Source organism: Pseudomonas sp. GW823-FHT06E10, from assembly GCF_058794995.1.
The window spans coordinates 167,499-191,102 of the sequence record NZ_JBXAHJ010000006.1 but is presented as its reverse complement, the minus strand read 5'-3'; the positions used below and the strand labels follow the sequence as shown (position 1 = coordinate 191,102).

Genomic DNA, 23,604 nt, shown 5'->3' with positions numbered 1-23,604 from the left:
TTTCATCCGATCAGGTTGCTGATTTATGTTCGAAACCTTATTAGAAAATCTGGGGCTCTCTGCCTTCAGCCTCAAGGGCTTCGGTCCGCTGCTGATGCAAGGTACCTGGATGACGATCAAGCTGTCGGCGTTGTCGCTGTTGCTGGCCGTGCTGCTCGGGCTGCTCGGCGCCAGTGCCAAGCTGTCAAAAGTCAAACTGATGCGCGTGCCTGCCCAGCTCTACACCACACTCATTCGCGGCGTTCCGGACCTGGTCCTGATGCTGCTGATCTTCTACAGCCTGCAAACCTGGCTGACCTCGTTTACCGATTACATGGAATGGGAATACATCGAGATCAACCCGTTCAGCGCCGGGGTCATCACCCTGGGCTTCATCTATGGTGCGTATTTCACTGAAACCTTCCGTGGCGCGATTCTCGCCGTCCCACGGGGTCAGGTCGAAGCGGCCACCGCCTATGGCCTCAAGCGCGGCCAGCGTTTCTGGATCGTGGTGTTCCCGCAGATGATGCGTTATGCCCTGCCGGGTATCGGCAACAACTGGATGGTGATGCTCAAGGCCACGGCCCTGGTGTCGATCATCGGCCTCGCCGACCTGGTCAAGGCTGCCCAGGACGCCGGTAAAAGTACCTATCAGCTGTTTTATTTCCTGGTGCTTGCCGCGCTGATCTACCTGGTGATCACCAGCGCGTCCAACGTCATCCTGCGCTGGCTCGAACGTCGTTACTCCGCCGGGACCCGGGAGGCCGTACGATGATCGAACTCCTGCAGGAATACTGGAAACCCTTCCTCTATAGCGACGGCAACAACATCACCGGCCTGGCCATGACGATGTGGCTGCTCAGCGCTTCGATCTTCATCGGTTTTATCGTGTCGATCCCGCTGTCCATCGCCCGTGTATCGCCGCACTTCTACATCCGTTGGCCGGTGCAGTTCTATACCTACCTGTTCCGTGGCACGCCGCTCTATATCCAGCTATTGATCTGTTACACGGGGATCTACAGCCTGGCCGCCATTCGGGCCCAGCCCGTACTGGACGCGTTCTTTCGCGATGCGATGAACTGCACGATCCTGGCCTTCGCCCTGAACACCTGCGCCTACACCACGGAGATCTTCGCCGGGGCCATCCGCAGCATGAACCACGGCGAAGTCGAAGCGGCCAAGGCTTACGGCCTGACCGGCTGGAAACTGTATGCCTACGTGATCATGCCATCGGCCCTGCGTCGCTCGTTGCCGTACTACAGCAACGAAGTGATCCTGATGCTGCACTCGACCACCGTGGCCTTCACCGCGACCATCCCGGACGTGCTCAAAGTTGCTCGGGACGCCAACTCGGCGACCTTCCTGACCTTCCAGTCGTTCGGCATCGCCGCGCTGATCTACCTGACCGTCACTTTTGCGCTGGTCGGCCTGTTCCGCCTTGCCGAACGCCGATGGCTGGCCTTCCTCGGGCCGACCCACTAGGTCTCAACCTGCTTCAGGAACAACAGATGCGCCACCAGAAACATGACCTGCTGGCCCCGCTGCCGGGGACCGCGAGACAGATCCACAGCTTTCACTTCGGCCCTCAATCGGCCAACGGCAAGATCTACATCCAGGCCTCCCTGCACGCCGACGAAATGCCCGGCATGCTGGTGGCCTGGCACCTCAAGCAACGCCTGGCGGAGCTGGAAGCCGCCGGGCGCCTGCGCAGCGAAATCGTGCTGGTGCCCATCGCCAACCCGGTGGGCCTGGAACAAGTGCTGATGGATGTGCCGCTGGGTCGCTACGAGCTGGAAAGCGGCCAGAACTTCAACCGCTGGTTCGTCGACCTCAGCGAGGAAGTCGGCAACGCGATCGAAGGCAAGCTCGGTGACGATCCGCAGCACAACCTGCAATTGATCCGCAGCAACCTGCGCGATGCGCTGGCCCGGCAGACCGCCGGCACCCAATTGCAATCCCAGCGCCTGACCCTGCAGCGACTGGCCTGCGACGCCGACATGGTGCTCGACCTGCATTGCGATTTCGAAGCGGTCGCGCACCTCTACACCACACCTGAAGCCTGGTCGCAGGTCGAGCCGCTGGCCCGTTACATCGGCGCCCAAGCCAGCCTGCTGGCAACCGATTCCGGTGGCCAGTCGTTCGACGAATGCTTCACCCTGCTCTGGTGGCAATTGAAGGATCGCTTCGGCGAGGAGTTCGACATTCCGCCGGGCAGTTTTTCGGTGACCGTCGAACTGCGCGGTCAAGGCGACGTCAATCACCCGCTGGCCAGCCTCGATTGCCAGGCACTGATCGATTACCTGATCCATTTCGGCGCGATCGCCGGCGAACCCGCGCCCCTGCCCGACCTGCCCTATCCGGCGACACCGCTGGCCGGTGTTGAGCCGGTGGCCACGCCCGTCGGCGGCCTGCTGGTATTCACCGCGCGGCCGGGACAGTACCTGGAAGCCGGCCAACTGATCGCCGAGATCATTGATCCGGTCAACGATCTGGTCACTCCCGTTCATTGCGCCACAGCCGGGCTGATGTACGCCCGCTCGCTGCGCCGCATGGCCACTGCCGGCATGGTGATCGCCCACGTCGCGGGCACCGAAGCCTATCGCAGCGGCTATCTACTTTCGCCTTGAGGATGCACGCCCCATGTACAAATTGACCATCGAAGGCCTGCATAAAAGCTACGGCGACCATGAAGTCCTCAAAGGTGTTTCGCTCAAGGCCAAAACCGGCGACGTCATCAGTCTGATCGGCGCCAGCGGCTCGGGTAAAAGTACCTTTCTGCGTTGCATCAACTTCCTGGAACAACCCAACGATGGCGCCATGAGCCTCGACGGGCAGAACATCCGCATGATCAAGGATCGTCACGGCATGCACGTGGCCGACGCCAATGAACTGCAGCGGATTCGCACCCGTCTGGCCATGGTGTTCCAGCATTTCAACCTGTGGAGCCACATGACGGTGCTGGAAAACATCACCATGGCGCCGCGCCGGGTGCTGGGCTGTGACAGGAAAGAAGCCGAGGATCGCGCCCGGCGCTACCTCGACAAAGTGGGGCTGGCCCCCCGTGTGGCTGACCAATACCCGGCATTCCTGTCCGGCGGTCAGCAACAACGGGTAGCGATTGCCCGCGCACTGGCCATGGAGCCGGAAGTCATGCTGTTCGACGAACCGACTTCGGCGCTGGACCCGGAACTGGTGGGTGAAGTGCTCAAGGTGATCCAGGGCCTGGCCGAAGAAGGCCGGACCATGATCATGGTGACCCACGAAATGAGCTTCGCCCGCAAAGTGTCGAGCCAGGTGTTGTTTCTGCACCAGGGCCTGGTGGAGGAAGAAGGCGCACCGGAAGAAGTGCTGGGCAATCCGAAAAGCGAGCGGTTGAAGCAGTTCCTCAGCGGCAACCTGAAATAGCCGCCGGAAGTAGAAGTGGAAGCCGGCTTGTCCGGCTTCCAACATCAATCACCGTTATGCCCCCGCTTCGTTTTCCAGCCTGAAACTGCCATTTGTCACCTGTAGACCATTAGCGTCCGTCCCACTGAAGCGCCCGGCAAACTGCGCGTCACCTCCCACCGTTAACTCAAGCGTTCCCGGATAAAGCTCTGCCTCCGAGTTGCCGATCACATGGATGACCATGGGAGCTGCCTCGTTGAGCCTGAGGCTGTAGCTGCCACTCTGGATGTCCATCGGCAAGTACACGTAAAACGCAGTCCCCTGACCGTTATCCGCCTCAATGCAATGGATGTCTGAGCGCTGATAAAAATCGACCCCATCCGTTACGCGAAACTGCATGGAGCCTCCCGTCGTGATTACATCGGCACTCAAATACCCCGATCGATTTGCACTCATCTGAATGTTCCTTTTCATATTCGAAGTTAACTGCCTGAGGCCCTTTGCTTCCGGCCCAAGGGCACGCAGCTCCTGAATGGAACCACAGCCGTGCCCGTCGATTGGTTTCCACGACAGACACAGTTACTTCCGAATATTTTCAGGCTGATTCAGACGCCACGGTCGTCCACAGCAACAACAGGCACAGGCCTGCTTGCTGAAGACGACAGCGGCAGTTCACCGGCCATGAGTAGCGGAAATCGAAAGTCAGACAACAGGCGCTGGCGGCGGCTCATCCGGCAGCGTAGGCTCGCCCGGCTCATTAGGCTGCTCGTTCGGGGTATCAGGATCAGGCTGGCCGGGAATACCCCCTGCCATGCTGACGGGCGGGTGTGCCAACAAGGACCAGGCCAGAACGCCAACCTGATTGGGTTCAAGCCTTGCCAGTTCGGCACTGATTCGCGGATCGATCTTCATTCGGCACTCCTGAGCGATGACCCGACCCACCTTGCGCGGATCGGAACAGTACACCCCATAGAGTGTACGCCCGCTCAGGAATTCCCGGCATTTGCCAGACGGTTGACTCAGGTGCGAGGCAGGGTCACGCCACGCTGGCCCTGATACTTGCCGCCACGGTCCTTGTAGGACACTTCACACTCTTCGTCAGACTCAAGGAACAGCATCTGTGCCACGCCTTCGTTCGCGTAGATTTTCGCCGGCAGATTGGTGGTGTTGGAGAACTCGAGGGTCACGTGACCTTCCCACTCAGGCTCGAGCGGTGTGACGTTGACGATGATGCCGCAGCGCGCATAGGTGCTTTTACCCAGGCAAATGGTCAAAACATTACGCGGAATGCGGAAATATTCGACGGTGCTGGCCAGGGCGAAGGAGTTCGGCGGAATGATGCACACGTCGCTGTGGATGTCGACGAAGCTGCCGGCATCGAAGTTCTTCGGGTCGACGATGGCCGAATTGATGTTGGTGAACACCTTGAAATGATTGGTGCAACGCACATCGTAGCCGTAGCTCGACACGCCGTAGGAGATCACACGGCTATCGTCGCTGCCGCGCATCTGGCGCTCGACGAATGGCTCGATCATGCCGTGTTCCTGCGCCATGCGGCGAATCCACTTGTCCGATTTGATGCTCATGGCGGGTGTCCTGAATAGCGAGGTCGAAAAATTCTGTCCGGCATCTTACCGGGCGCGCCGCCGGGTTCAAAGTCCGCGGTGCAATTCTCGCCGAACAGGCGGGAATTACCTGCGCTGGCGACGAACCGTCACACCGCCGATCCTTAAAACAGAGAAACCTGTGCAAGAAGCATTGGCACGTTCCGGAAAAAGGGTTAAGGTGGCGTCACTGTGCTGCTTGTGTCACTGAGAATCTCTACACGATATGTTGAATTTCGATCCAACCATCTACAAGAATTTTTCCTGCTCTTTGCACTCAGTCTCGGCCAGGGTTCTTCCTGAGTCGCAGTTATCTTTGTTCAAGGAGTTACACCATGTCTAATCGCCAAACCGGTACCGTTAAGTGGTTCAACGATGAAAAAGGCTTCGGCTTCATCACTCCACAATCCGGTGACGACCTGTTCGTTCACTTCAAAGCTATCCAGTCCGACGGCTTCAAAAGCCTGAAAGAAGGCCAACAGGTTTCTTTCATCGCTACCCGCGGTCAGAAAGGCATGCAAGCTGAAGAAGTTCAAGTTATCTAACTTGTACTTGCTTTAGTAAAAAGCCCCGCCCTCAACAGCGGGGCTTTTTTGTGGGCGGATGTTTTGTCCACACAAAAAAGATCGCCGCCTTCGACAGCTCCCGGGTTGACCCTGCAGGCGCTGTCGAAGGCGACGATCTTTTGATGCCCTTACCAGGTCACGCCAAACCCTGCGGTGTAGCGTGTCTTGTCCAGATCCGCATCGTCGGCGCCGCTGATGATATCGCGTTCCGCCTTCAGGTTCAGCGAAGCCCAGTCAGTCACCTTGTAGCGCAACCCCATCTCGGCATCGAGCGCATAGTCGGCCACGCCCGACAGCGGCTTGCCGACCTCACCATTGGTGAAGAACTCGACACGCTTGCCGATCAGGTAGCGGTTGTAGTCCCACTTCATGGCCAAGGCGTAGAAATTTTCCTCGCTGCCATCGGAGAATTCATAGTCCGTGCGGTTGACCAGCGAGCCCAGGGAGAACGCCCCGAGTTCGTTATCCCAGAACTGATAGCCGGGACCGGTACCGACGGTGCGTTGACGGGAAAGGTCTTCGACCTTGTCGCGTTTGTAGACCAGGCGCCCCTGCCAGAACCATTGCTCGGTCAGGAATCGGTCGATGGAGTATTCCGCCCGCCAGTTGTCCGTGGTCACCACGTCGTCCTGGAACTCACGGTTGTACTCACCTTCAGCGGTGTGCCGCCAGCGCCCGTGTCGCGCACTGGTCTTGAAGTCGATGTCGTAGTCATCGGTGTCGTTTTCCGCCCGCTGATAATCCAGCGCGACATCGACGTTGCCTTTCCACACCAGATCCTCGACCACCGGTTTTGGCTTGAGAATCTGCTGGATGCTCGCCAGTTCGACCGTCTTCGGTCCCTCGCCGTTGGCCAGCGTGACCTTGCCGTCGTCCGCCGCTTTCAACGATTTGGCTTTCTCACCACTGTAGGCATCCTGCTTGACCAGCAACTCCTGATCGCTGTCCAGGGTCTTGACCTGTTTCCAGTCGATCGTCACCGCACCGGCGTACTCGGTCTGGATCAGCAGCTTTCCGCCATCGAACAGCGTGATCTTGCCGCTCAGCTTGTCACCGTTCTTCAACCACACGGTATCGGCCAACAAGGGAGAGGATGCGCCAAGGACGGCGAGACACAGCAGGGATCTGGACAACATAAACAAAATACAGGCTCAGGCTTGCGAGAAAAGTCGGCATTATCCGTAGGAACAATGCCCTGACAAGGACTGACCCGACTATTTCTGTTGAGTTCATTTCTCAACTTCCTGCGCAGGAATTACTCTACAGATGGTAAGGCAAACTTCTTCAGGACTGACGGACGTGACCGATCCAACCGAAGACCCCGAGAGTGCAGCGCAAATCCGACGCACGGCGCTGTATTTGACACTGGCACAAGTACCCGAGGGCAAAGTCGTCAGCTACGGCCAGTTGGCCGAGCTCGCAGGACTGGGTCGCGCCGCCCGCTGGGTCGGGCGCACCCTCAGTCAACTGCCCGGCGACAGCAAGTTGCCCTGGCACCGTGTTCTGGGCGCAAACGGGCGTATCAGCCTGCCGGTCGGCAGCCCTTCGGGTGATGAGCAGCGCGCACGATTACACATGGAGGGCATCAGTGTCCTGAATAATCGTGTTGATATTCAGCGCCATGGCTGGCGTCCGGTAGAGCACAGCGGTTAGAGTGCGCGCTTTGTTTCCGTATTTCTTGAGGCAGACTCCAGCCCATGCCCCGTAAAACCTGGCGCGCCGCGCTCGCCGCTTATGCCAGCCCCTCGACACTCGTGCTGTTGCTGCTTGGTTTCGCCGCCGGCCTGCCCTACATGCTGGTGTTTTCGACGCTTTCAGTCTGGCTGCGTGAAGCCGGCGTGGCGCGTGAAACCATTGGCTATGCAAGCCTGATCGGCCTGGCGTATGCCTTCAAATGGGTCTGGTCACCCCTGCTCGACCAATGGCGACTGCCATTGCTCGGCAAACTCGGTCGACGAAGGTCCTGGCTCGTGCTGTCCCAGGCACTGGTTATCCTTGGCCTGATCGGGATGGGTTTCTGCGACCCGCAAAAGCATTTGTCCTGGCTGATCGCCATTGCCGTCGTCGTCGCTTTCGCATCAGCGACGCAGGACATCGCGGTCGATGCCTACCGTCTGGAAATCGCCGAAGACAACCGCCAGGCCGCACTGGCCGCCAGTTACATGTCCGGTTACCGGGTCGCCGCGCTGCTGGCTACCGCAGGCGCGCTGTACTTCGCCGAAGGTTTTGGCTCCACCGGCTTCAACTACAAGCATTCGGCCTGGGCCGGCACTTACATCCTGTTCGGTGCCCTGATGGTCCCGGCACTGCTGACATCCCTGTTCATGCGCGAGCCGCCAGTACCATTGCGCACGCAACTGCAGGCCGGGCGCTACAGCTTCGTGCATCAACTGGCCTCGGTGTTCGTGCTGATCGTATTGCTGGTGTCCGTGCCGGCCATGTTCACCCAGCTCTACAACACCGACTTCGCCAGCGTACTGTTCGAAGGCGAGAGCCTGCTCGACCTGCTGCTGGAGGACCGTGCCTTCCTGCGCGCGATTCTCTATACCACCCTCACCGCCCTGTGCCTCTCGGCCATGGGCCGCCGCGGCCTGGCGCCAGTGCTGACACCTGTCAACGACTTCATCCTGCGATACCGCTGGCAAGCGCTGCTGCTGCTCGGCTTGATCGCCACCTATCGGATGTCCGATACGGTCATGGGCGTGATGGCCAACGTGTTCTACATCGACCAGGGCTTCACCAAGGACCAGATCGCCAGCGTCAGCAAAATCTTCGGCCTGATCATGACCCTGGTCGGCGCCGGCATGGGCGGCCTGCTGATCGTGCGTTTCGGCATCCTGCCGATCCTGTTCATCGGCGGTGTCGCCTCCGCGGCGACCAACATCCTGTTCCTGATGCTCGCCGACATGGGCCCCAACCTGAACATGCTGGTGCTGACCATCTCCCTGGACAACTTCAGCTCGGGCCTGGCGACCTCGGCGTTCGTCGCCTACCTGTCGAGCCTGACCAACCTCAAATTCTCCGCCACCCAATACGCCCTGCTCAGCTCGATCATGCTGCTACTGCCACGCCTGATCGGCGGCTATTCAGGGGTCATGGTGGAGAAGTTCGGTTATCACGACTTCTTCCTGATTACCGCCCTGCTGGGCGTCCCGACCCTGCTGTTGATCGCGCTGCACTGGTTCCAGGAGAACCGCCGTGAAGGTCCGACACCTACACCGGAACCGGTGCACACCCCGGTCGCCGAAGAATCGTAGGTTCTTTACGCAGGAAGAATCGCGGAGGGCCGAGTGAATCGCGCCCTCCTGCCACACCACCGACCGCACGCCTGTACGCCAGCGGATCTCGCCCGTACAATGCTCCGTCATATCTCGTCATCAGCAATCGATAACGGCCAACCATGCGCACCAGTCAATTTTTGCTCGCCACACAAAAAGAAACGCCTTCCGACGCGGTCGTGATCAGCCACCAGCTGATGCTGCGCGCCGGCATGATCCGCAAACTCGCCTCAGGCCTGTACACCTGGCTGCCGATGGGCTTGCGGGTAATGCGCAAGGTCGAAGCCGTCGTTCGTGAAGAAATGAACGCTGCCGGCTCTCTCGAAGTGTTGATGCCAAGCACGCAACCGGCTGAGCTGTGGCAGGAATCCGGGCGCTGGGAAGAGTACGGCCCTGAATTGCTGCGCTTCAAGGATCGCCACGGTCGCGACTTCTGCGCCGGCCCGACCCACGAAGAAGTCATCACCGATCTGATGCGCAACGAATTGAGCAGCTACAAGCAGCTGCCGATCAACCTGTACCAGATCCAGACCAAATTCCGTGACGAAATCCGCCCACGCTTCGGCTTGATGCGCGGCCGCGAATTCATCATGAAGGACGCCTACTCCTTCCACGCCGACCAGCCTTCGCTGCAGGTCACCTACGACCGCATGCACCAAGCCTACTGCAACGTTTTCACCCGTCTGGGCCTGAAGTTCCGCCCTGTAGAAGCCGACAACGGCTCCATCGGCGGTGCCGGCTCCCACGAGTTCCACGTACTGGCCGAGTCCGGTGAAGACGACATCGTGTTCAGCAACGGCTCCGACTACGCCGCCAACATCGAAAAGGCCGAAGCCGTGCCTCGCGAAACCTCGCGTGCCGCTGCGACCGAAGAGCTGCGCCTGGTCGACACGCCGAACGCCAAGACCATTGCGCAACTGGTCGAAGGCTTCAACCTGCCGATCGAGAAAACCATCAAGACCCTCGTGGTGCATGCTGAAGAGAAAGGCAAGCTGATTGCCCTGATCATCCGTGGCGACCATGAGCTGAACGAAATCAAGGCCGCCAACCAGCCAGGCGTTGCCAGCCCGCTGGTCATGGCCTCGGAAGGCGAACTGCGCGAGGCCATTGGCGCCGGTGCCGGTTCCCTCGGCCCGTTGAACCTGCCGCTGCCGATCATCATCGACCGTTCGGTCGAGCTGATGAGCGACTTCGGCATCGGTGCCAACATCGATGACAAACACTACTTCGGTGTGAACTGGGAACGCGACCTGCCTGTTCCGACCGTTGCCGACCTGCGCAACGTCGTGGCCGGCGACCCGAGCCCGGACGGCAAGGGCACCCTGGAGATCAAGCGCGGCATCGAAGTCGGGCACATCTTCCAGCTGGGCAACAAGTACAGCAAAGCGATGAAATGCGAAGTGCTGGGCGAGAACGGCAAGCCGGTCACCCTGGAAATGGGCTGCTACGGCATCGGTGTGTCTCGCGTGGTGGCGGCTGCCATCGAGCAGAACAACGACGAAAACGGGATCATCTGGAGCGACACCCTCGCGCCGTTCCAGATTGCCCTGGTGCCGCTGCGCTATGAAACCGAGCAGGTTCGCGAAGCCACCGACAAGCTGTACGCGCAACTTACCGCTGCCGGCTTCGAAGTGCTGCTGGATGACCGTGACAAGAAAACCAGCCCGGGCATCAAGTTCGCGGACATGGAGCTGATCGGCATTCCACACCGGATCGTGGTCAGCGACCGCGGCCTGGCCGAAGGCAACCTGGAATACAAGAGCCGTACCGAGGCCGACGCACAAGCGCTGCCGGTCGCCGACGTACTGTCCTTCCTTCAGGCCCGCATCCGCCGCTGATAGCAGATATAGAGACGTCATGTTCAAGCGAAACACCTTAGGCCTCGGTGGTGCCGCCTTGTGCGGCGCCCTGCTGGTCAGCGGCTGTGCCAATCAAATGTCACAACGCAGCGAGCACGAGGAACGTGTCGAGCGCAAATTGCTCGATCACAGCCTGCAGATCGATGTCGGTGAGCCCAAGGTGCTTGAGCTTCCGCAACGGCGGGTGAAAATCCACGAGCAGAAGACTTTCGAAGTCACCGAATACGAAGTCACGCGTCACTATGACCGCTATACGCCGTACCAACCCTGGCGGGAGATTTACGAAATCCCGCTGGGCGCGGTGGCCGTGGTAGCGGGTGTCGGTGCCAACGTGGTCAATGTGTTTGCCCTCGGCAATTTGCCGGACAGCGTGACCAAGGACTGGCTGAGCTACGGTTTCGCCGGGCTCAACCCGTTCATGAACGTGCAGTCCCATGGTCGCGCGCAGCAGAACCTGGCCGGCATTGATGAAGTCCAGCGCGACAAGCGCACGGAGTACTCAAGCCTGCCCTGGAGCGAGCGCCCGGTCGAGGTCAAGGCCGGCAAGGAAACCTTCGAACTGACCACCGACAAAAACGGCGTGTTGCGCCTGAATCTGTTGGACAACCCGTTCGCCGAACATGACATCAATCACCTGAGCCGATTGCTGATTCGTGTCGAGGATGCCAAGGACGACGTACACACCGACTCCTCGCTAGCCGTCAGCAGCACCTTGCGCAGCAAGCTCTATGAGGCCCACGGGCTGATTTATGACGATCTCGAGGGCGACGAAGTCAATCAGTGGGTCCACCGGGTCAAGCGCCTGTCGGAGCTGGGTCTTGAAGAGGAAGCCAGTGAACTGGAACAGAGCCTGATCGAACTGACACGCAATGATCCCGAATTGCAGACTGAGTTCCTGAAGTCACTGGCCCGCAATGGCGAGCGACTGGTAGCGAATCCGGGGCTGAACTAAACGCGAGCAGGCTCGCTCCCACATAGGATTTCAGGTGTTCACAAATCCAATGTGGGAGCGGGCTTGCTCGCGAAGGGGCCCCCACATTCACCACAAAACTACCGCTCAAACAACTCCATCTGCTCGAACCCGCCCCGCAAGTCCTCCAGCCGCACCCCGACACCCAACAACCGCACCGGCTTACCGCCGCGATTGAAGGCCTGGGTCAGCATCAACTGATAACTGCCCAGATCCCGCCCTGCCCCGGCCTGCTCCAATGTAGTCTGGGTGAAGTCGTGGAACTTCACTTTGACGAACGGCTTGCCCGGACGATAGCTGCTGTCGATCCGCGCCATGCGACCGGCCAGGGTCTCCAGCAGCTCGGGCAACTTGTCCAGGCAGCTCTTCAGGTCCGGCAGGTCAACGTCGTAGGTATTTTCAACGCTGATCGACTGACGACGACTGTCGTTGTGCACCACACGGTCGTCGATCCCACGGGCCAGGCTCCAGAGTCGCTCGCCAAAGCTGCCGAACTCACGCACCAGCGCCAACTTGTCCCACTCGCGCAATTGCAGGCAATCGCTGATACCCAGCTTGCCGAGCTTGTCGGCGGTGACTTTGCCGACCCCGTGCAATTTGCTCACAGGCAAACCACTGACAAAGTCCTCGACCTGATCCGGAGTGATGACAAACAAGCCGTTGGGCTTTTTCCAGTCACTGGCAATCTTGGCCAGAAACTTGTTCGGCGCCACACCCGCCGACACGGTGATGTGCAACTGGTTGGAGACCCGGCGCCGGATGTCCTGGGCGATTCGCGTTGCACTGCCTGCGAAATGCGCGCTGTCCGACACATCGAGGTACGCCTCATCGAGCGAGAGCGGCTCGATGATCTCGGTGTAATCGCGAAAGATCGCATGAATTTCCCTGGACGCTTCTCTATAGGCATCCATGCGTGGCTTGACGATGGTCAGGTCCGGGCACAGCTTCAAGGCATGCCCGGAGGACATCGCCGAACGCACCCCGTACGCTCGCGCCTCATAATTGCAGGTGGCGATCACCCCGCGCCGGTCCGCCGACCCACCTACCGCCAGTGGTTTACCGGCCAGGCGTGGGTCGTCGCGCATTTCGATGGCTGCATAGAAGCAGTCACAATCGACGTGGATGATCTTGCGTTGGGTCATAGCAAAGCTGTGTTCATGGCAAGGAAAAGGCGTCATGGCGTGCCGGACAAACAGTATCTCACCGACACCTGTATATAGCACCAGTAGTCTGAATGTTCTTTTCCAATTGTAGGAAGAGTCGATTGTGAATTTATTTTTTCAATCGAAAAAATACTTTCAATAGACTCGCAGGCCTTGTCCTGCCTGCCTCACAGACCGGCCGACCTCCCCTTTTGAACGCTAAGCGATTGAACGGGAAGAGGTTTTATCGGAATTGGAGGTTGACACCCGAGCGCATCTCTATAGAATGAGCCACACAGACGCGGGATGGAGCAGTCTGGTAGCTCGTCGGGCTCATAACCCGAAGGTCGTCGGTTCAAATCCGGCTCCCGCAACCAAACATCAAAAAAGGCTACTCGAAAGAGTGGCCTTTTTTGTGCGCGCTCGTTTTGTAGCACCGAACGCCGAAACAAGGCCTGGACGCTCAACGAAACCGAAACCGGAAATCGTTCTGATTCCGAAACTTAGGCCATCCCTGCGACCGTTTGCCGCGATTCAACATTTATTTGACCTGCTTCAGGATTAACGGTTGACACCCCGGCGCATCTCTATAGAATGCCGCCACACAGACGCGGGATGGAGCAGTCTGGTAGCTCGTCGGGCTCATAACCCGAAGGTCGTCGGTTCAAATCCGGCTCCCCGCAACCAAACATCAAAAAAGGCTACTCGAAAGAGTGGCCTTTTTTGTATCTGTTGAAAAAGTCCTTTCGCAACAATGACCTGTCACTGTGTAGCAAGCCGCTTGGGGGTCACCCATGCGCCGGGTTCAGACTATGCTCTATCACAGGCTGAAGCCTCCGCGACTGATACCGCGCCATCCCTGTTGCCGGGTGATAAGCGTTAAAATTTGTGATTATTTTTTTCTACAGGGATTGGTAACTTGGCTGGATACCTCCATCCTGTCGCGCACGATCCAAGAGGTGATTGATGCGCGCCAACTCGTCTGATTCACAAGACACTGTCACAGCGACACAACCGATCAATGCCGAGCGCCTGCGCCTGCTTGATCGTTTGAGCAAATACCGTCAACCCATTGGCCTGGCGGTCACCCTGCTGCTGTTCGCGATCGCGCTGATTGCCTGTCGCCACCTGTTGAGCGAACTCGACCTTAACGCCCTGCACGACTCGATCCTCGACGTTCCGAAACCTGCCTTGATGGGCGCACTGGCTGCAACTGTGGTGGGCTTCATCATTCTGCTCGGCTACGAATGGTCAGCCAGCCGCTATGCCGGGGCGAGCCTGGCACCGCGCACGCTGGCTCTGGGCGGTTTCACGGCCTTTGCCATCGGCAACGCCATTGGTCTTTCAATGTTGTCGGGAGGCTCGGTTCGCTATCGCCTCTATGCCCGTCATGGCCTGGGAGCGGCAGAAGTCGCCCGCATGACTTTGTTCGCCAGCCTCTCGCTGGGTTGCGCCCTGCCGCCGCTGGCTGCCCTGGCGACGCTCAGCGACCTGCCAGCGGCGTCCTCCGCCCTGGGACTCTCCGAGACGTTGCTGGGCGTGGTGGCGACTGCCGTGCTCGTGCTGTTTTCAGTGCTGGCCATCGGTATCTACCGTCGACGGCTGCCGGAACAGCCTTACCCGGACAACCTGCTGGTCAGGATCGGGCGCCGCACCTTGCGTCTGCCCGGGCGTCGCCTGACCTTCCTGCAATTGGTCATCACCGCCCTGGACGTAGCCGCCGCCGCGACCGTGCTCTATCTGCTGCTGCCGGAAACACCACCCTTCGGTGCGTTCCTTCTGGTTTACCTGCTGGCGCTGGCTGCCGGCGTGCTCAGCCATGTGCCGGGCGGTGTCGGGGTGTTCGAGGCCATTTTGCTGGCGGCGTTTTCCGACACCCTGGGTGCTGCGCCACTGGCGGCCGCCCTGCTGCTCTATCGCTTGATCTACGTGGTCCTGCCCTTGCTGGTGGCCTGCCTGTTGCTGCTGATCAACGAAGGCCAGCGCCTGTTCCAGACGCGCCAGACGTTGCGCGCGGCCTCGGGTCTGGCGGCTCCGATACTGGCGGTGCTGGTGTTCCTGTCCGGTGTTGTCCTGCTGTTCTCCGGCGTCACTCCGGAAATCGATACGCGCCTGGAACACATCGGTTTTCTGATCCCCCATCGACTGGTCGATGCTTCGCACTTTGGCGCCAGCCTGGTCGGCGTGCTTTGCCTGTTGCTGGCCCAGGGGCTGCGTCGCCGGCTGTCGGCCGCGTGGATGCTGACCACCATTCTGTTACTGGTCGGCGCTCTGCTCTCACTGCTCAAAGGCTTCGACTGGGAAGAAGCCAGCCTGATGGTGCTGACGGCGAGCCTGCTCGGGGTATTCCGCCGCTCGTTCTATCGCCCCAGCCGCCTGACCGAAGTACCGTTCTCGCCGCTGTACCTGGTGGCCAGCCTGTGCGTGCTCGGCGCCTCGATCTGGTTGCTGCTGTTCGCCTACCAGGATGTTCCATACAGTCACCAACTCTGGTGGCAGTTCACTCTGGACGCCGATGCCCCTCGCGGCCTGCGCTCGCTGCTCGGGGCTGCCGTGCTGCTGGTGGTGGTGTCGCTGACCTGGCTGCTGCGCACCGCGCGTCCGGTCATTCACCTGCCCACGCCCGACGAACTGGAGCGCGCCAGCAAGATCCTCATGGCATCGGCCCAACCGGATGGCGGCCTGGCCTTGACCGGCGACAAGGCGCTGCTGTTCCACCCCAACGACGAGGCGTTCCTGATGTACGCCCGTCGCGGTCGCAGCCTGGTGGCGTTGTATGACCCGATCGGCCCGGGCCAGCAACGGGCGGAAATGATCTGGCAGTTCCGCGACCTTTGTGACATCCACCACGCCCGCCCCGTGTTCTATCAAGTGCGTGCAGAGAACCTGCCGTACTACATGGACATCGGCCTGACCGCGATCAAGCTCGGCGAAGAAGCCCGGGTCGACCTCAAGCGTTTTGATCTCGATGCCAAGGGCAAAGAGATGAAGGACCTGCGCTACACCTGGAACCGTGGCACCCGCGACGGCCTGTCCCTGGAAATCCATGAACCCGGCCAGGCGCCGATGGATGAGCTCAAGGTAATTTCCGATGCCTGGCTGACCGGCAAGAACGTCCGGGAGAAAGGTTTTTCACTGGGCCGCTTCAGCGATGACTACCTCAAGCATTTTCGCATCGCAGTGATTCGTTTCGAAGGACGCCCGGTGGCGTTCGCAAACTTGCTCGAGACCTACGGCCATGACCTGGCCAGCCTCGACCTGATGCGCGCACACCCGGATGCGCCGAAGCTGACCATGGAGTTCATGATGGTCGGCCTGATTCAACATTATAAAAATCATGGATACGCGCGTTTCAGCCTGGGCATGGTGCCGTTGTCGGGGTTGCAACCCCGTCGCGGCGCACCCTTGACCCAGCGCCTTGGCTCGATGGTATTCCGCCGTGGTGAGCAGCTGTACAACTTCCAAGGCTTGCGCCGCTTCAAAGACAAGTTCCAGCCTGATTGGGAACCCCGTTATATGGCCGTGCCCGCCGGACTCGATCCGCTGGTTGCGCTGGCCGACACCGCTGCCCTGATCGCGGGTGGCTTGACCGGATTGGTGAAACGCTGATGATTCAACGCTCCTTGCGGTATGTATTGGGCACACTGGTGATAGTGGCCCTGATTCTCGGTGGCGGTTTCTGGTACCTGAAACGCCCGGCACCGGAGCCGACCCTCGAATTGCTGACCCCGGCCGATGGTGCGGCGATGACCCGTGTCATCCCCGGCACAACGCCACGCGCCCAGGTGCTGGTGGCGGTCAACGAAGACCAGAAACTCAGCGACAAGCAATTGATGACCCTGAGCCGCAGTGGCGCGGCGCAAATTGTCCAGGTGATCCTGCCCAAGGATTGCCTGCTGCAAAGCCGCGCCCTGCAATCGGGCCTGCGCGAACTCAAAGGCCCCGCGACCCTGGTCAGCGGCATCGGCCCTGGCGCTGTGCTGGCCTGGCGCTGGTTGTCCGAGCAAAAGGACGACAAGGCCCAGGCCGTCTCGGTCGACCTGGCCCTGGAAAAGGGCGGCTGCACTCACCTGCTGCCCAAAAGCGCGGCCCACGGTCACTGGCTGGTCGCGTGGAACGACAACCCGGACGACACCAGTGCCGGCTTCGTGCGTGATCAACCGAACGCCGAAACCAGCATCAGCGACTACGACATCAACCTGCCGCAAGTGCTGAACAACGAACTGCGCAAGATCCTCGTCGGTGGCGACAAAGCCGCTGGCGGCCTGCAGATCCCGGTGGTCGAAGTGCCAGCGGGCCAGGCCAGTGACACCGTGACCCTGTTCCTGTCCGGCGACGGCGGCTGGCGCGACCTCGACCGCGACGTGGCGGGCGAGATGGCCAAGATCGGCTACCCGGTGGTCGGCATCGATACCCTGCGCTACTACTGGCAGCACAAGAGCCCGGAGCAAAGCGCGCTGGACCTGGCTGAACTGATGCAGCACTACCGGCAGAAATGGGGCACCAAGCGCTTCATCCTGACCGGTTATTCGTTCGGCGCCGACGTACTGCCGGCGATCTACAACCGCCTGGCCGAATCGGAACAGCAACGCGTCGACGCGATCATCCTGCTGGCCTTCGCCCGTACCGGCAGCTTCGAGATCGAAGTCGAAGGCTGGCTCGGCAACGCCGGCAAGGAAGCCGCCACCGGCCCGGAAATGGCCAAGCTACCAGCCGCCAAAGTGGTGTGCATCTACGGCGAAGAAGAAACCGACGAGAGTGGCTGCACCGACAAGACGGCAGTAGGCGAAGCCATCAAGCTGCCTGGCGGCCACCACTTCGACGAGAACTACCCGGCGCTGGCCAAGCGCCTGGTGGATGTGATCGAGAAGCGTCAAGCCAAAGAAGCAGAAGCTCAAGAGTGAGCTGAGCCTCGTTGAAGAAAAGCCCTCGCCATCTCACGATAGCGGGGGCTTTTTCATTCAACACCACAACACACTGTAGGAGCGAGCTTGCTCGCGATGGACGTCAACGATGACGCGGAAATCCTGAATAAACGCGGTGCATTTGAGACCATCGCGAGCAAGCTCGCTCCTACAGGATCAGATTTACATTTCGACCTGCGTCCCCAATTCAATTACCCGGTTCAGCGGCAAATTGAAGAAACGCAAATTGCCGTTGGCGTTCTGCAACATGAACGCAAACAGCGCCTCGCGCCAGCGCGACATGCCTTCGAGCTTGGAGGCGATGACAGTTTCGCGGCTGAGGAAGTACGTGGTGCGCATGGGGCTGAAATCCAGCTCATCGAGATGACACAGCTTCAGCGCCTGCGGTACGTCCGGCTCATCGGTGAAGCCGAAATGCAGGATGACCCGGAAGAACCCTTCGCCATAGGAGTCGACCTCGAAGCGCCGATTCGGCGGCACCCGCGGGATGTCTTCGTACACTACCGTCAGCAGCACCACTTGCTCGTGCAGTACCTGGTTATGCAGCAGGTTGTGCAACAGCGCGTGGGGCACGGCATCCGGCCGTGCCGTCAGGAACACGGCGGTGCCCTGAACACGATGGGGTGGTTGTACGGCAATGCTGCTAATGAAGATCGGCAGTGGCAATCCACCCTCATCGATACGCTCGACCAGCAACTGCTTGCCGCGCTTCCAGGTGGTCATCAGCACAAACAGCGCGAAACCCGCGATCACCGGGAATGCACCGCCCTGAACGATTTTCGGCACGTTGGCGGCGAAGTACAGACCATCGACCAACATGAAGCCGAACAATATCGGAACCGCGAAGATTGGTGGCCACTTCCACAGCAGCAGCATCACCGCCGACACCAGGATGGTGGTCATCAGCATGGTGCCCGTCACTGCCACGCCATAGGCCGAGGCCAGGGCGCCGGAGGATTCGAAACCGATCACCAGCAGGATCACGCCGACCATCAACGCCCAGTTCACCGCACCGATGTAGATCTGGCCCTGTTCGGCACTGGAAGTGTGTCGGATGTGCATGCGCGGAATGTAACCGAGCTGGATCGCCTGGCGGGTCAGGGAGAACGCACCGGAAATCACCGCTTGCGAGGCAATCACCGTGGCCAGGGTCGAAAGGCCGACCAGCGGGATCAATGCCCAGCTCGGCGCCAGCAGGTAGAAGGGGTTACGGGCCGCTTCCGGATCACCTAGCAGCAGCGCGCCCTGACCGAAGTAGTTCAGCACCAGCGCCGGCAGTACAAGGATGAACCACGCACGTGCAATCGGTTTGCGGCCGAAGTGGCCCATGTCCGCGTACAGCGCTTCGGCACCGGTCAATGCCAGCACCACGGCGCCGAGAATCGTCACGCCCATGCCCGGATGGACCATGAAGAAACGTACGCCCCACATCGGGTTCATCGCTTCCAGGACTTCCGGATGCTGGCTGATGCCATAGACGCCCAATGCACCCAGCACGAGGAACCAGGTGACCATGATCGGCCCGAACAGAATGCCGATGCGCGCCGTGCCGTGACGCTGGATCAGAAACAGCGCGACCAGCACCACCAGCGACAGCGGCACGACCCAATGGTCGATACCTTCGAACGCCAGCCCCAGGCCTTCAATCGCCGACAGTACGGAGATCGCCGGGGTGATCATGCTGTCGCCATAGAACAATGCCGCGCCGATCAGTCCGCAGACCACCAGCAACATGCGCAATTTGGCATGCCCCGCCGCCGCCCGCCGGGCCAGTGCGGTCAAGGCCATGATCCCGCCTTCACCCTGGTTGTCGGCGCGCAGCACGAACATCATGTACTTGATCGACACGACCCAGATCAGCGACCAGAAAATGAGCGCAAGAATCCCCAGCACCCCGTCATGGTTGACCGGCACGCCATAGCCTCCGGAAAATACTTCCTTCAGGGTGTACAACGGACTGGTGCCGATATCGCCATAAACCACCCCGACTGCCGCGACCAGCATGCCGATCGGCTTCACCGCCGAATGCTCGGCATCGGTAGCCTGACTACTTGCCTGACCCATCCACCACTCCTACTTCTCAGACCCGGGCTTCTTTGAAAGAAGCACTATGCTTTGTCGTGCAGCATGCGCTGTTTTACTTCACGTTACAGACGTTTTGTTGACAGTAAAAAATCTGTAAGGCGTAACGGCGCGAAGCATAGCGCAGCACTCGTCGTATTTCCCCGCATAAAGCTGGTCAAGTGAACGACTCATCGCTAGAATTGCGCACTTTTTGATCAGAGGCGCAGTTCAAGCGCCCGTCCGTCGGTTTTGCCTGCCCGGCAAGCGGCGTCACAAAATACCGAGGTTAGACATGTCCACCACTCCTGCGCCGGCCAATCCAAAGGTTGGCTTCGTATCCCTGGGTTGCCCCAAAGCACTGGTCGACTCCGAGCGCATCCTTACCCAGCTGCGCATGGAAGGCTATGACGTGGTGTCCACCTACCAGGACGCCGATGTCGTGGTAGTCAACACTTGCGGCTTCATCGATTCGGCCAAGGCCGAGTCCCTGGAAGTGATTGGCGAAGCCATCAAGGAAAACGGCAAGGTCATCGTGACCGGCTGCATGGGCGTCGAAGAAGGCAACATTCGCAACGTACACCCGAGCGTGCTGGCGGTGACCGGCCCGCAGCAGTACGAGCAAGTGGTCAATGCCGTGCACGAAGTCGTGCCGCCGCGCCAGGACCACAACCCGCTGATCGACCTGGTGCCGCCACAAGGCATCAAGCTGACCCCGCGCCACTACGCCTACCTGAAGATTTCCGAAGGCTGCAACCACAGCTGCAGCTTCTGCATCATCCCGTCGATGCGCGGCAAACTGGTCAGCCGCCCGGTGGGTGATGTGCTCGACGAGGCCCAGCGTCTGGTCAAGTCCGGCGTCAAAGAGCTGTTGGTGATCTCCCAGGACACCAGCGCCTACGGCGTCGACGTGAAATACCGCACCGGTTTCTGGAACGGCGCGCCGGTGAAAACCCGCATGACCGAACTCTGCGAAGCCCTGAGCACCCTCGGCGTCTGGGTTCGCCTGCACTACGTTTACCCGTACCCGCACGTTGACGAGCTGATCCCGCTGATGGCCGCCGGCAAGATCCTGCCGTACCTGGACATCCCGTTCCAGCACGCCAGCCCGAAAGTGCTGAAGTCGATGAAACGCCCGGCGTTCGAAGACAAGACCCTGGCGCGGATCAAGAACTGGCGCGAAATCTGCCCGGACCTGATCATCCGTTCGACCTTCATCGTTGGCTTCCCCGGCGAAACCGAAGAAGACTTCCAGTACCTGCTGAACTGGCTGACCGAAGCCCAGCTCGACCGCGTCGGCTGCTTCCAGTACTCGCCGGTAGAAGGTGCACCGGCCAATGACCTGGACCTGGAAGTCGTCCCGGACGACGTCAAGCAGGATCGTTGGGAGCGCTTCATGGCGCACCAGCAGGCCATCAGCTCGGCACGCTTGCAAATGCGCATCGGCCGCGAGATCGAAGTGCTGGTCGATGAAGTCGACGAGCAAGGTGCGGTAGGCCGCTGCTTCTTCGACGCCCCGGAAATCGACGGTAACGTCTTCATCGACAACGGCAGCAATCTCAAGCCGGGCGACAAGGTCTGGTGCAAAGTGACCGACGCCGACGAATACGACCTGTGGGCTGAACAGATCTAAACGCAAAAAATACGCAAAGCCCCGCTCTCTAGACGAGATGCGGGGCTTTTTTACGGCTATCGTTTGAGATTGAACGGATTCAAATCACTCACGCATCAGGGGTAGACAGGCATGCGTCAGCATTCGGTCATTCACACGCCGAAATTCAGCGACTACGAAGAATTGACCCGGGTCTGGGAGGCCTCGGTACGCGCCACCCACGACTTTCTGCCCGACAGTTACATCGAACTGCTGAAGAACCTGGTGCTGACCCGCTACCTCGACGCGGTGATGCTGATCTGCACCAAGGATTCGAACCAGCGCATCACCGGGTTCGCCGGCGTCGCGGCGGGCAAGATCGAAATGCTCTTCATCGACCCCGACCATCGCGGCCAGGGCCTGGGCAAGAAATTGTTGCACTATGCCCTGGAACACCTGAACGCCGACGAACTGGACGTCAACGAACAGAACCCGCAAGCCCTCGGCTTTTACTTCAAGCAAGGCTTCGAGGTCATCGGTCGTTCGGAGGTCGATGGCATGGGCCAGCCGTATCCGTTGTTGCACATGCGTTTGCGCCGGGCCCAGAAACATTCCCAACATGGCTGATACAACACGGACATCTGTAGGAGCTGGCTTGTCGGGTCGCCGCATCGCAGCGATGGTGGTGAACGATAACGCGCTATTTCAGAAGAACGCGGTGCTCTTGAATCCATCGCTGGCAAGCCAGCTCCTACAAAAAGCACTGCGCGTAAATGGAACCGGGATTAACCGGCGCCAGGCAGGTACAATGCCCACCCCCTTTTTGTTACGGCCCTGACATGACTGACCCGATTCGTCTCTCCAAACGCCTCATCGAACTCGTCGGCTGTTCCCGTCGGGAGGCTGAGCTGTTCATCGAGGGCGGCTGGGTCACCGTCGACGGTGTGGTCATCGACGAGCCGCAATTCAAGGTCGACACCCAGAAGGTCGAGCTTGATCCAGAAGCCAAGGCCACCGCACCGGAACCGGTGACCCTGCTGCTCAATGTGCCCGCAGGCATGGACGCAGACACCGCCTTGGCCACCCTCGGCGCCGAGACCCTGAGCGAAGAGCACCGCTACGGCAAGCGCCCGTTGCGCGGGCACTTCCTGCGCCTGACCGCCAGCACCGACCTGCAGGCCAACGCCAGCGGGCTGCTGGTGTTCACCCAGGACTGGAAAATCCTGCGCAAACTTACCGCCGACTCCAGCAAGATCGAGCAAGAGTATGTGGTCGAGGTTGAAGGCGAGATGGTGGCCCACGGCCTGAACCGCCTGAACCACGGCCTGACCTACAAGGGCAAGGAGTTGCCGGCGGTCAAGGCCAGCTGGCAGAACGAGAACCGTCTGCGCTTTGCCATGAAGAACCCGCAGCCGGGCATCATCGCCCTGCTCTGCCAGGCGGTCGGCCTCAAGGTCGTCGGTATCCGCCGTATTCGCATCGGTGGCGTGTCCATCGGCAAAGTGCCGGTGGGGCAATGGCGCTATCTGTCCGGCAAAGAGAAGTTCTAAGGCTTTTCTCGCCGCCATCCATTTCGGCGCCGCGCCTGGCCGCGACGCCCACAGCTGAATATCAGGACTGCACACATGATTCATAACGACGTACTGCGCAGCGTGCGCTACATGCTCGACATCAGCGACAAGAAAGTCATCGAGATCATCAAGCTCGGCGGCCTGGACGTGACCCTGCCGGATCTGTTGACCTACCTCGACAAGAAAGAGGAAGACGAGGAAGGTTTCGTACGCTGCCCGGACGAAGTCATGGCGCACTTCCTCGACGGTCTGGTGATCTTCAAGCGCGGCAAGGACGAAAGCCGCCCGCCGCAGCCGATCGAAGTGCCGGTGACCAATAACATCATCCTGAAAAAGCTGCGGGTGGCGTTCGAGCTGAAAGAAGACGACATGCACGCGATCCTCAAGGCTGCCGAGTTCCCGGTGTCCAAGCCTGAGCTGAGCGCACTGTTCCGCAAGTTCGGTCACACTAACTATCGCCCGTGCGGCGACCAGCTGCTGCGCAATTTCCTCAAGGGCCTGACCCTGCGAGTGCGTCCGCAGTAAGCTCAAGACACATCTGTTTTCTGTAGGAGCTGGCTTGCCAGCGATGGTCGCAAACGATAAAGCGTGCTGACTGGATGAACGCGGCGGTCTCTCATCCTTCGCTGGCAAGCCAGCTCCTACAGGACCGAATGCCTCCCTATTCCGCGCAA

At 60.0% G+C, this 23,604-nt stretch carries 21 protein-coding genes and 2 tRNA genes; 17 read left to right on the top strand and 6 right to left on the bottom strand.

What is annotated here, in order from left to right:
• The first annotated feature begins 25 nt into the window (after positions 1-25).
• Genes AC1Q6Y_RS12335 through AC1Q6Y_RS12320 form a run of 4 tightly spaced genes read left to right on the top strand, consistent with a single transcriptional unit; the run spans position 26 to position 3,384 of the window.
• Positions 26-754 (top strand): ABC transporter permease, encoded by a 729-nt coding sequence (locus AC1Q6Y_RS12335; RefSeq protein ID WP_057716128.1) that lies wholly within the window; start codon positions 26-28, stop codon positions 752-754.
• Positions 751-1,461 (top strand): ABC transporter permease, encoded by a 711-nt coding sequence (locus tag AC1Q6Y_RS12330; RefSeq protein ID WP_057716129.1) that lies wholly within the window; start codon positions 751-753, stop codon positions 1,459-1,461. Before AC1Q6Y_RS12335 ends, AC1Q6Y_RS12330 begins: the two co-directional genes overlap by 4 nt.
• 26 nt (positions 1,462-1,487) lie before the next feature.
• The gene (locus tag AC1Q6Y_RS12325) at positions 1,488-2,606 is read left to right on the top strand and encodes a succinylglutamate desuccinylase/aspartoacylase family protein (RefSeq protein ID WP_429520652.1); all 1,119 of its coding nucleotides are present in this window, start codon (positions 1,488-1,490) and stop codon (positions 2,604-2,606) included.
• 13 nt (positions 2,607-2,619) lie between these two features.
• A complete protein-coding gene (locus AC1Q6Y_RS12320; protein WP_057716131.1) occupies positions 2,620-3,384 on the top strand; it encodes an ABC transporter ATP-binding protein in 765 nt (254 codons plus the stop codon).
• Between the two features lie 54 nt (positions 3,385-3,438).
• Here the strand turns inward: AC1Q6Y_RS12320 and AC1Q6Y_RS12315 are convergent, their stop codons facing one another.
• The 3 genes from AC1Q6Y_RS12315 to dcd all read right to left on the bottom strand — a co-directional run bounded on the left by AC1Q6Y_RS12315 (position 3,439) and on the right by dcd (position 4,949).
• Positions 3,439-3,762 carry a hypothetical protein gene (locus AC1Q6Y_RS12315; protein WP_492624626.1) on the bottom strand — a complete coding sequence of 108 codons (324 nt, stop codon included), beginning with the start codon at positions 3,760-3,762 and terminating at the stop codon, positions 3,439-3,441.
• A gap of 303 nt (positions 3,763-4,065) precedes the next feature.
• Positions 4,066-4,275 (bottom strand): hypothetical protein, encoded by a 210-nt coding sequence (locus AC1Q6Y_RS12310; protein WP_008052149.1) that lies wholly within the window; start codon positions 4,273-4,275, stop codon positions 4,066-4,068.
• Positions 4,276-4,382: 107 nt separating this feature from the next.
• Entirely contained in the window at positions 4,383-4,949 is a 567-nt protein-coding gene (gene dcd / locus AC1Q6Y_RS12305) for a dCTP deaminase (RefSeq protein WP_007940589.1), read from the bottom strand.
• 353 nt (positions 4,950-5,302) lie between these two features.
• On the opposite strand from dcd, the gene AC1Q6Y_RS12300 reads away from it, so the two are divergent.
• Entirely contained in the window at positions 5,303-5,512 is a 210-nt protein-coding gene (locus AC1Q6Y_RS12300) for a cold-shock protein (RefSeq protein WP_002554837.1), read from the top strand.
• Positions 5,513-5,661: 149 nt separating this feature from the next.
• Here the strand turns inward: AC1Q6Y_RS12300 and AC1Q6Y_RS12295 are convergent, their stop codons facing one another.
• On the bottom strand, positions 5,662-6,669 hold the full coding sequence (locus AC1Q6Y_RS12295; protein WP_090453513.1) for a DUF481 domain-containing protein: 1,008 nt from the start codon (positions 6,667-6,669) through the stop codon (positions 5,662-5,664).
• Between the two features lie 130 nt (positions 6,670-6,799).
• On the opposite strand from AC1Q6Y_RS12295, the gene AC1Q6Y_RS12290 reads away from it, so the two are divergent.
• The 4 genes from AC1Q6Y_RS12290 (at position 6,800) to AC1Q6Y_RS12275 (ending at position 11,622) form a co-directional block, all read left to right on the top strand.
• Positions 6,800-7,186, top strand: coding sequence for an MGMT family protein (locus tag AC1Q6Y_RS12290; RefSeq protein ID WP_492624625.1), 387 nt, complete (start codon positions 6,800-6,802; stop codon positions 7,184-7,186).
• 44 nt (positions 7,187-7,230) lie between these two features.
• The gene (locus tag AC1Q6Y_RS12285) at positions 7,231-8,790 is read left to right on the top strand and encodes an AmpG family muropeptide MFS transporter (protein ID WP_057716135.1); all 1,560 of its coding nucleotides are present in this window, start codon (positions 7,231-7,233) and stop codon (positions 8,788-8,790) included.
• Positions 8,791-8,933: 143 nt separating this feature from the next.
• Positions 8,934-10,649 (top strand): proline--tRNA ligase, encoded by a 1,716-nt coding sequence (locus AC1Q6Y_RS12280; protein ID WP_057716136.1) that lies wholly within the window; start codon positions 8,934-8,936, stop codon positions 10,647-10,649.
• A gap of 19 nt (positions 10,650-10,668) precedes the next feature.
• On the top strand, positions 10,669-11,622 hold the full coding sequence (locus tag AC1Q6Y_RS12275; RefSeq protein ID WP_057716137.1) for a hypothetical protein: 954 nt from the start codon (positions 10,669-10,671) through the stop codon (positions 11,620-11,622).
• Between the two features lie 98 nt (positions 11,623-11,720).
• Here the strand turns inward: AC1Q6Y_RS12275 and dinB are convergent, their stop codons facing one another.
• Positions 11,721-12,782 (bottom strand): DNA polymerase IV, encoded by a 1,062-nt coding sequence (dinB, locus tag AC1Q6Y_RS12270; protein ID WP_154909638.1) that lies wholly within the window; start codon positions 12,780-12,782, stop codon positions 11,721-11,723.
• Between the two features lie 300 nt (positions 12,783-13,082).
• Here dinB and AC1Q6Y_RS12265 point away from each other — a divergent pair.
• The 4 genes from AC1Q6Y_RS12265 to AC1Q6Y_RS12250 all read left to right on the top strand — a co-directional run bounded on the left by AC1Q6Y_RS12265 (position 13,083) and on the right by AC1Q6Y_RS12250 (position 17,686).
• Positions 13,083-13,159 (top strand) — tRNA-Met (locus AC1Q6Y_RS12265).
• A gap of 232 nt (positions 13,160-13,391) precedes the next feature.
• Positions 13,392-13,469 (top strand) — tRNA-Met (locus AC1Q6Y_RS12260).
• Between the two features lie 279 nt (positions 13,470-13,748).
• Positions 13,749-16,391, top strand: a complete 2,643-nt coding sequence (gene mprF / locus AC1Q6Y_RS12255; RefSeq protein ID WP_407514144.1) for a bifunctional lysylphosphatidylglycerol flippase/synthetase MprF — start codon at positions 13,749-13,751, stop codon at positions 16,389-16,391.
• Positions 16,391-17,686 carry a virulence factor family protein gene (locus AC1Q6Y_RS12250; RefSeq protein WP_429520654.1) on the top strand — a complete coding sequence of 432 codons (1,296 nt, stop codon included), beginning with the start codon at positions 16,391-16,393 and terminating at the stop codon, positions 17,684-17,686. The genes mprF and AC1Q6Y_RS12250 overlap by 1 nt, the downstream gene beginning before the upstream one ends.
• Before the next feature lie 183 nt (positions 17,687-17,869).
• Here AC1Q6Y_RS12250 and AC1Q6Y_RS12245 read toward each other — a convergent pair whose 3' ends face one another.
• Positions 17,870-19,771 carry a potassium transporter Kup gene (locus tag AC1Q6Y_RS12245; protein WP_057716141.1) on the bottom strand — a complete coding sequence of 634 codons (1,902 nt, stop codon included), beginning with the start codon at positions 19,769-19,771 and terminating at the stop codon, positions 17,870-17,872.
• Between the two features lie 292 nt (positions 19,772-20,063).
• On the opposite strand from AC1Q6Y_RS12245, the gene rimO reads away from it, so the two are divergent.
• The 4 genes from rimO (at position 20,064) to AC1Q6Y_RS12225 (ending at position 23,455) form a co-directional block, all read left to right on the top strand.
• Positions 20,064-21,401 (top strand): 30S ribosomal protein S12 methylthiotransferase RimO, encoded by a 1,338-nt coding sequence (gene rimO, locus AC1Q6Y_RS12240; protein ID WP_008052161.1) that lies wholly within the window; start codon positions 20,064-20,066, stop codon positions 21,399-21,401.
• Between the two features lie 111 nt (positions 21,402-21,512).
• Positions 21,513-21,986, top strand: coding sequence for a GNAT family N-acetyltransferase (locus AC1Q6Y_RS12235; RefSeq protein WP_492624624.1), 474 nt, complete (start codon positions 21,513-21,515; stop codon positions 21,984-21,986).
• Positions 21,987-22,198: 212 nt separating this feature from the next.
• A complete protein-coding gene (locus tag AC1Q6Y_RS12230; protein ID WP_057716144.1) occupies positions 22,199-22,909 on the top strand; it encodes an rRNA pseudouridine synthase in 711 nt (236 codons plus the stop codon).
• Positions 22,910-22,984: 75 nt separating this feature from the next.
• Positions 22,985-23,455, top strand: a complete 471-nt coding sequence (locus tag AC1Q6Y_RS12225; protein ID WP_046041186.1) for a YehS family protein — start codon at positions 22,985-22,987, stop codon at positions 23,453-23,455.
• Positions 23,456-23,604: the final 149 nt, after the last annotated feature.

Excerpts from the sequence above, each read along its gene's own strand:
- AC1Q6Y_RS12280 (WP_057716136.1), top strand. The coding sequence starts at position 8,934 with ATGCGCACCAGTCAATTTTTGCTCGCCACACAAAAAGAAACGCCTTCC.
- AC1Q6Y_RS12250 (WP_429520654.1), top strand. The coding sequence starts at position 16,391 with ATGATTCAACGCTCCTTGCGGTATGTATTGGGCACACTGGTGATAGTG.
- AC1Q6Y_RS12330 (WP_057716129.1), top strand. The coding sequence starts at position 751 with ATGATCGAACTCCTGCAGGAATACTGGAAACCCTTCCTCTATAGCGAC.
- AC1Q6Y_RS12285 (WP_057716135.1), top strand. The coding sequence starts at position 7,231 with ATGCCCCGTAAAACCTGGCGCGCCGCGCTCGCCGCTTATGCCAGCCCC.
- AC1Q6Y_RS12225 (WP_046041186.1), top strand. The coding sequence starts at position 22,985 with ATGATTCATAACGACGTACTGCGCAGCGTGCGCTACATGCTCGACATC.
- AC1Q6Y_RS12335 (WP_057716128.1), top strand. The coding sequence starts at position 26 with ATGTTCGAAACCTTATTAGAAAATCTGGGGCTCTCTGCCTTCAGCCTC.
- AC1Q6Y_RS12325 (WP_429520652.1), top strand. The coding sequence starts at position 1,488 with ATGCGCCACCAGAAACATGACCTGCTGGCCCCGCTGCCGGGGACCGCG.
- AC1Q6Y_RS12295 (WP_090453513.1), bottom strand. The coding sequence starts at position 6,669 with ATGTTGTCCAGATCCCTGCTGTGTCTCGCCGTCCTTGGCGCATCCTCT.
- AC1Q6Y_RS12275 (WP_057716137.1), top strand. The coding sequence starts at position 10,669 with ATGTTCAAGCGAAACACCTTAGGCCTCGGTGGTGCCGCCTTGTGCGGC.
- AC1Q6Y_RS12235 (WP_492624624.1), top strand. The coding sequence starts at position 21,513 with ATGCGTCAGCATTCGGTCATTCACACGCCGAAATTCAGCGACTACGAA.
- AC1Q6Y_RS12290 (WP_492624625.1), top strand. The coding sequence starts at position 6,800 with ATGGTAAGGCAAACTTCTTCAGGACTGACGGACGTGACCGATCCAACC.
- AC1Q6Y_RS12230 (WP_057716144.1), top strand. The coding sequence starts at position 22,199 with ATGACTGACCCGATTCGTCTCTCCAAACGCCTCATCGAACTCGTCGGC.
- mprF (WP_407514144.1), top strand. The coding sequence starts at position 13,749 with ATGCGCGCCAACTCGTCTGATTCACAAGACACTGTCACAGCGACACAA.
- AC1Q6Y_RS12245 (WP_057716141.1), bottom strand. The coding sequence starts at position 19,771 with ATGGGTCAGGCAAGTAGTCAGGCTACCGATGCCGAGCATTCGGCGGTG.
- AC1Q6Y_RS12315 (WP_492624626.1), bottom strand. The coding sequence starts at position 3,762 with ATGCAGTTTCGCGTAACGGATGGGGTCGATTTTTATCAGCGCTCAGAC.
- rimO (WP_008052161.1), top strand. The coding sequence starts at position 20,064 with ATGTCCACCACTCCTGCGCCGGCCAATCCAAAGGTTGGCTTCGTATCC.
- dinB (WP_154909638.1), bottom strand. The coding sequence starts at position 12,782 with ATGACCCAACGCAAGATCATCCACGTCGATTGTGACTGCTTCTATGCA.
- AC1Q6Y_RS12320 (WP_057716131.1), top strand. The coding sequence starts at position 2,620 with ATGTACAAATTGACCATCGAAGGCCTGCATAAAAGCTACGGCGACCAT.
- dcd (WP_007940589.1), bottom strand. The coding sequence starts at position 4,949 with ATGAGCATCAAATCGGACAAGTGGATTCGCCGCATGGCGCAGGAACAC.
- AC1Q6Y_RS12300 (WP_002554837.1), top strand. The coding sequence starts at position 5,303 with ATGTCTAATCGCCAAACCGGTACCGTTAAGTGGTTCAACGATGAAAAA.
- AC1Q6Y_RS12310 (WP_008052149.1), bottom strand. The coding sequence starts at position 4,275 with ATGAAGATCGATCCGCGAATCAGTGCCGAACTGGCAAGGCTTGAACCC.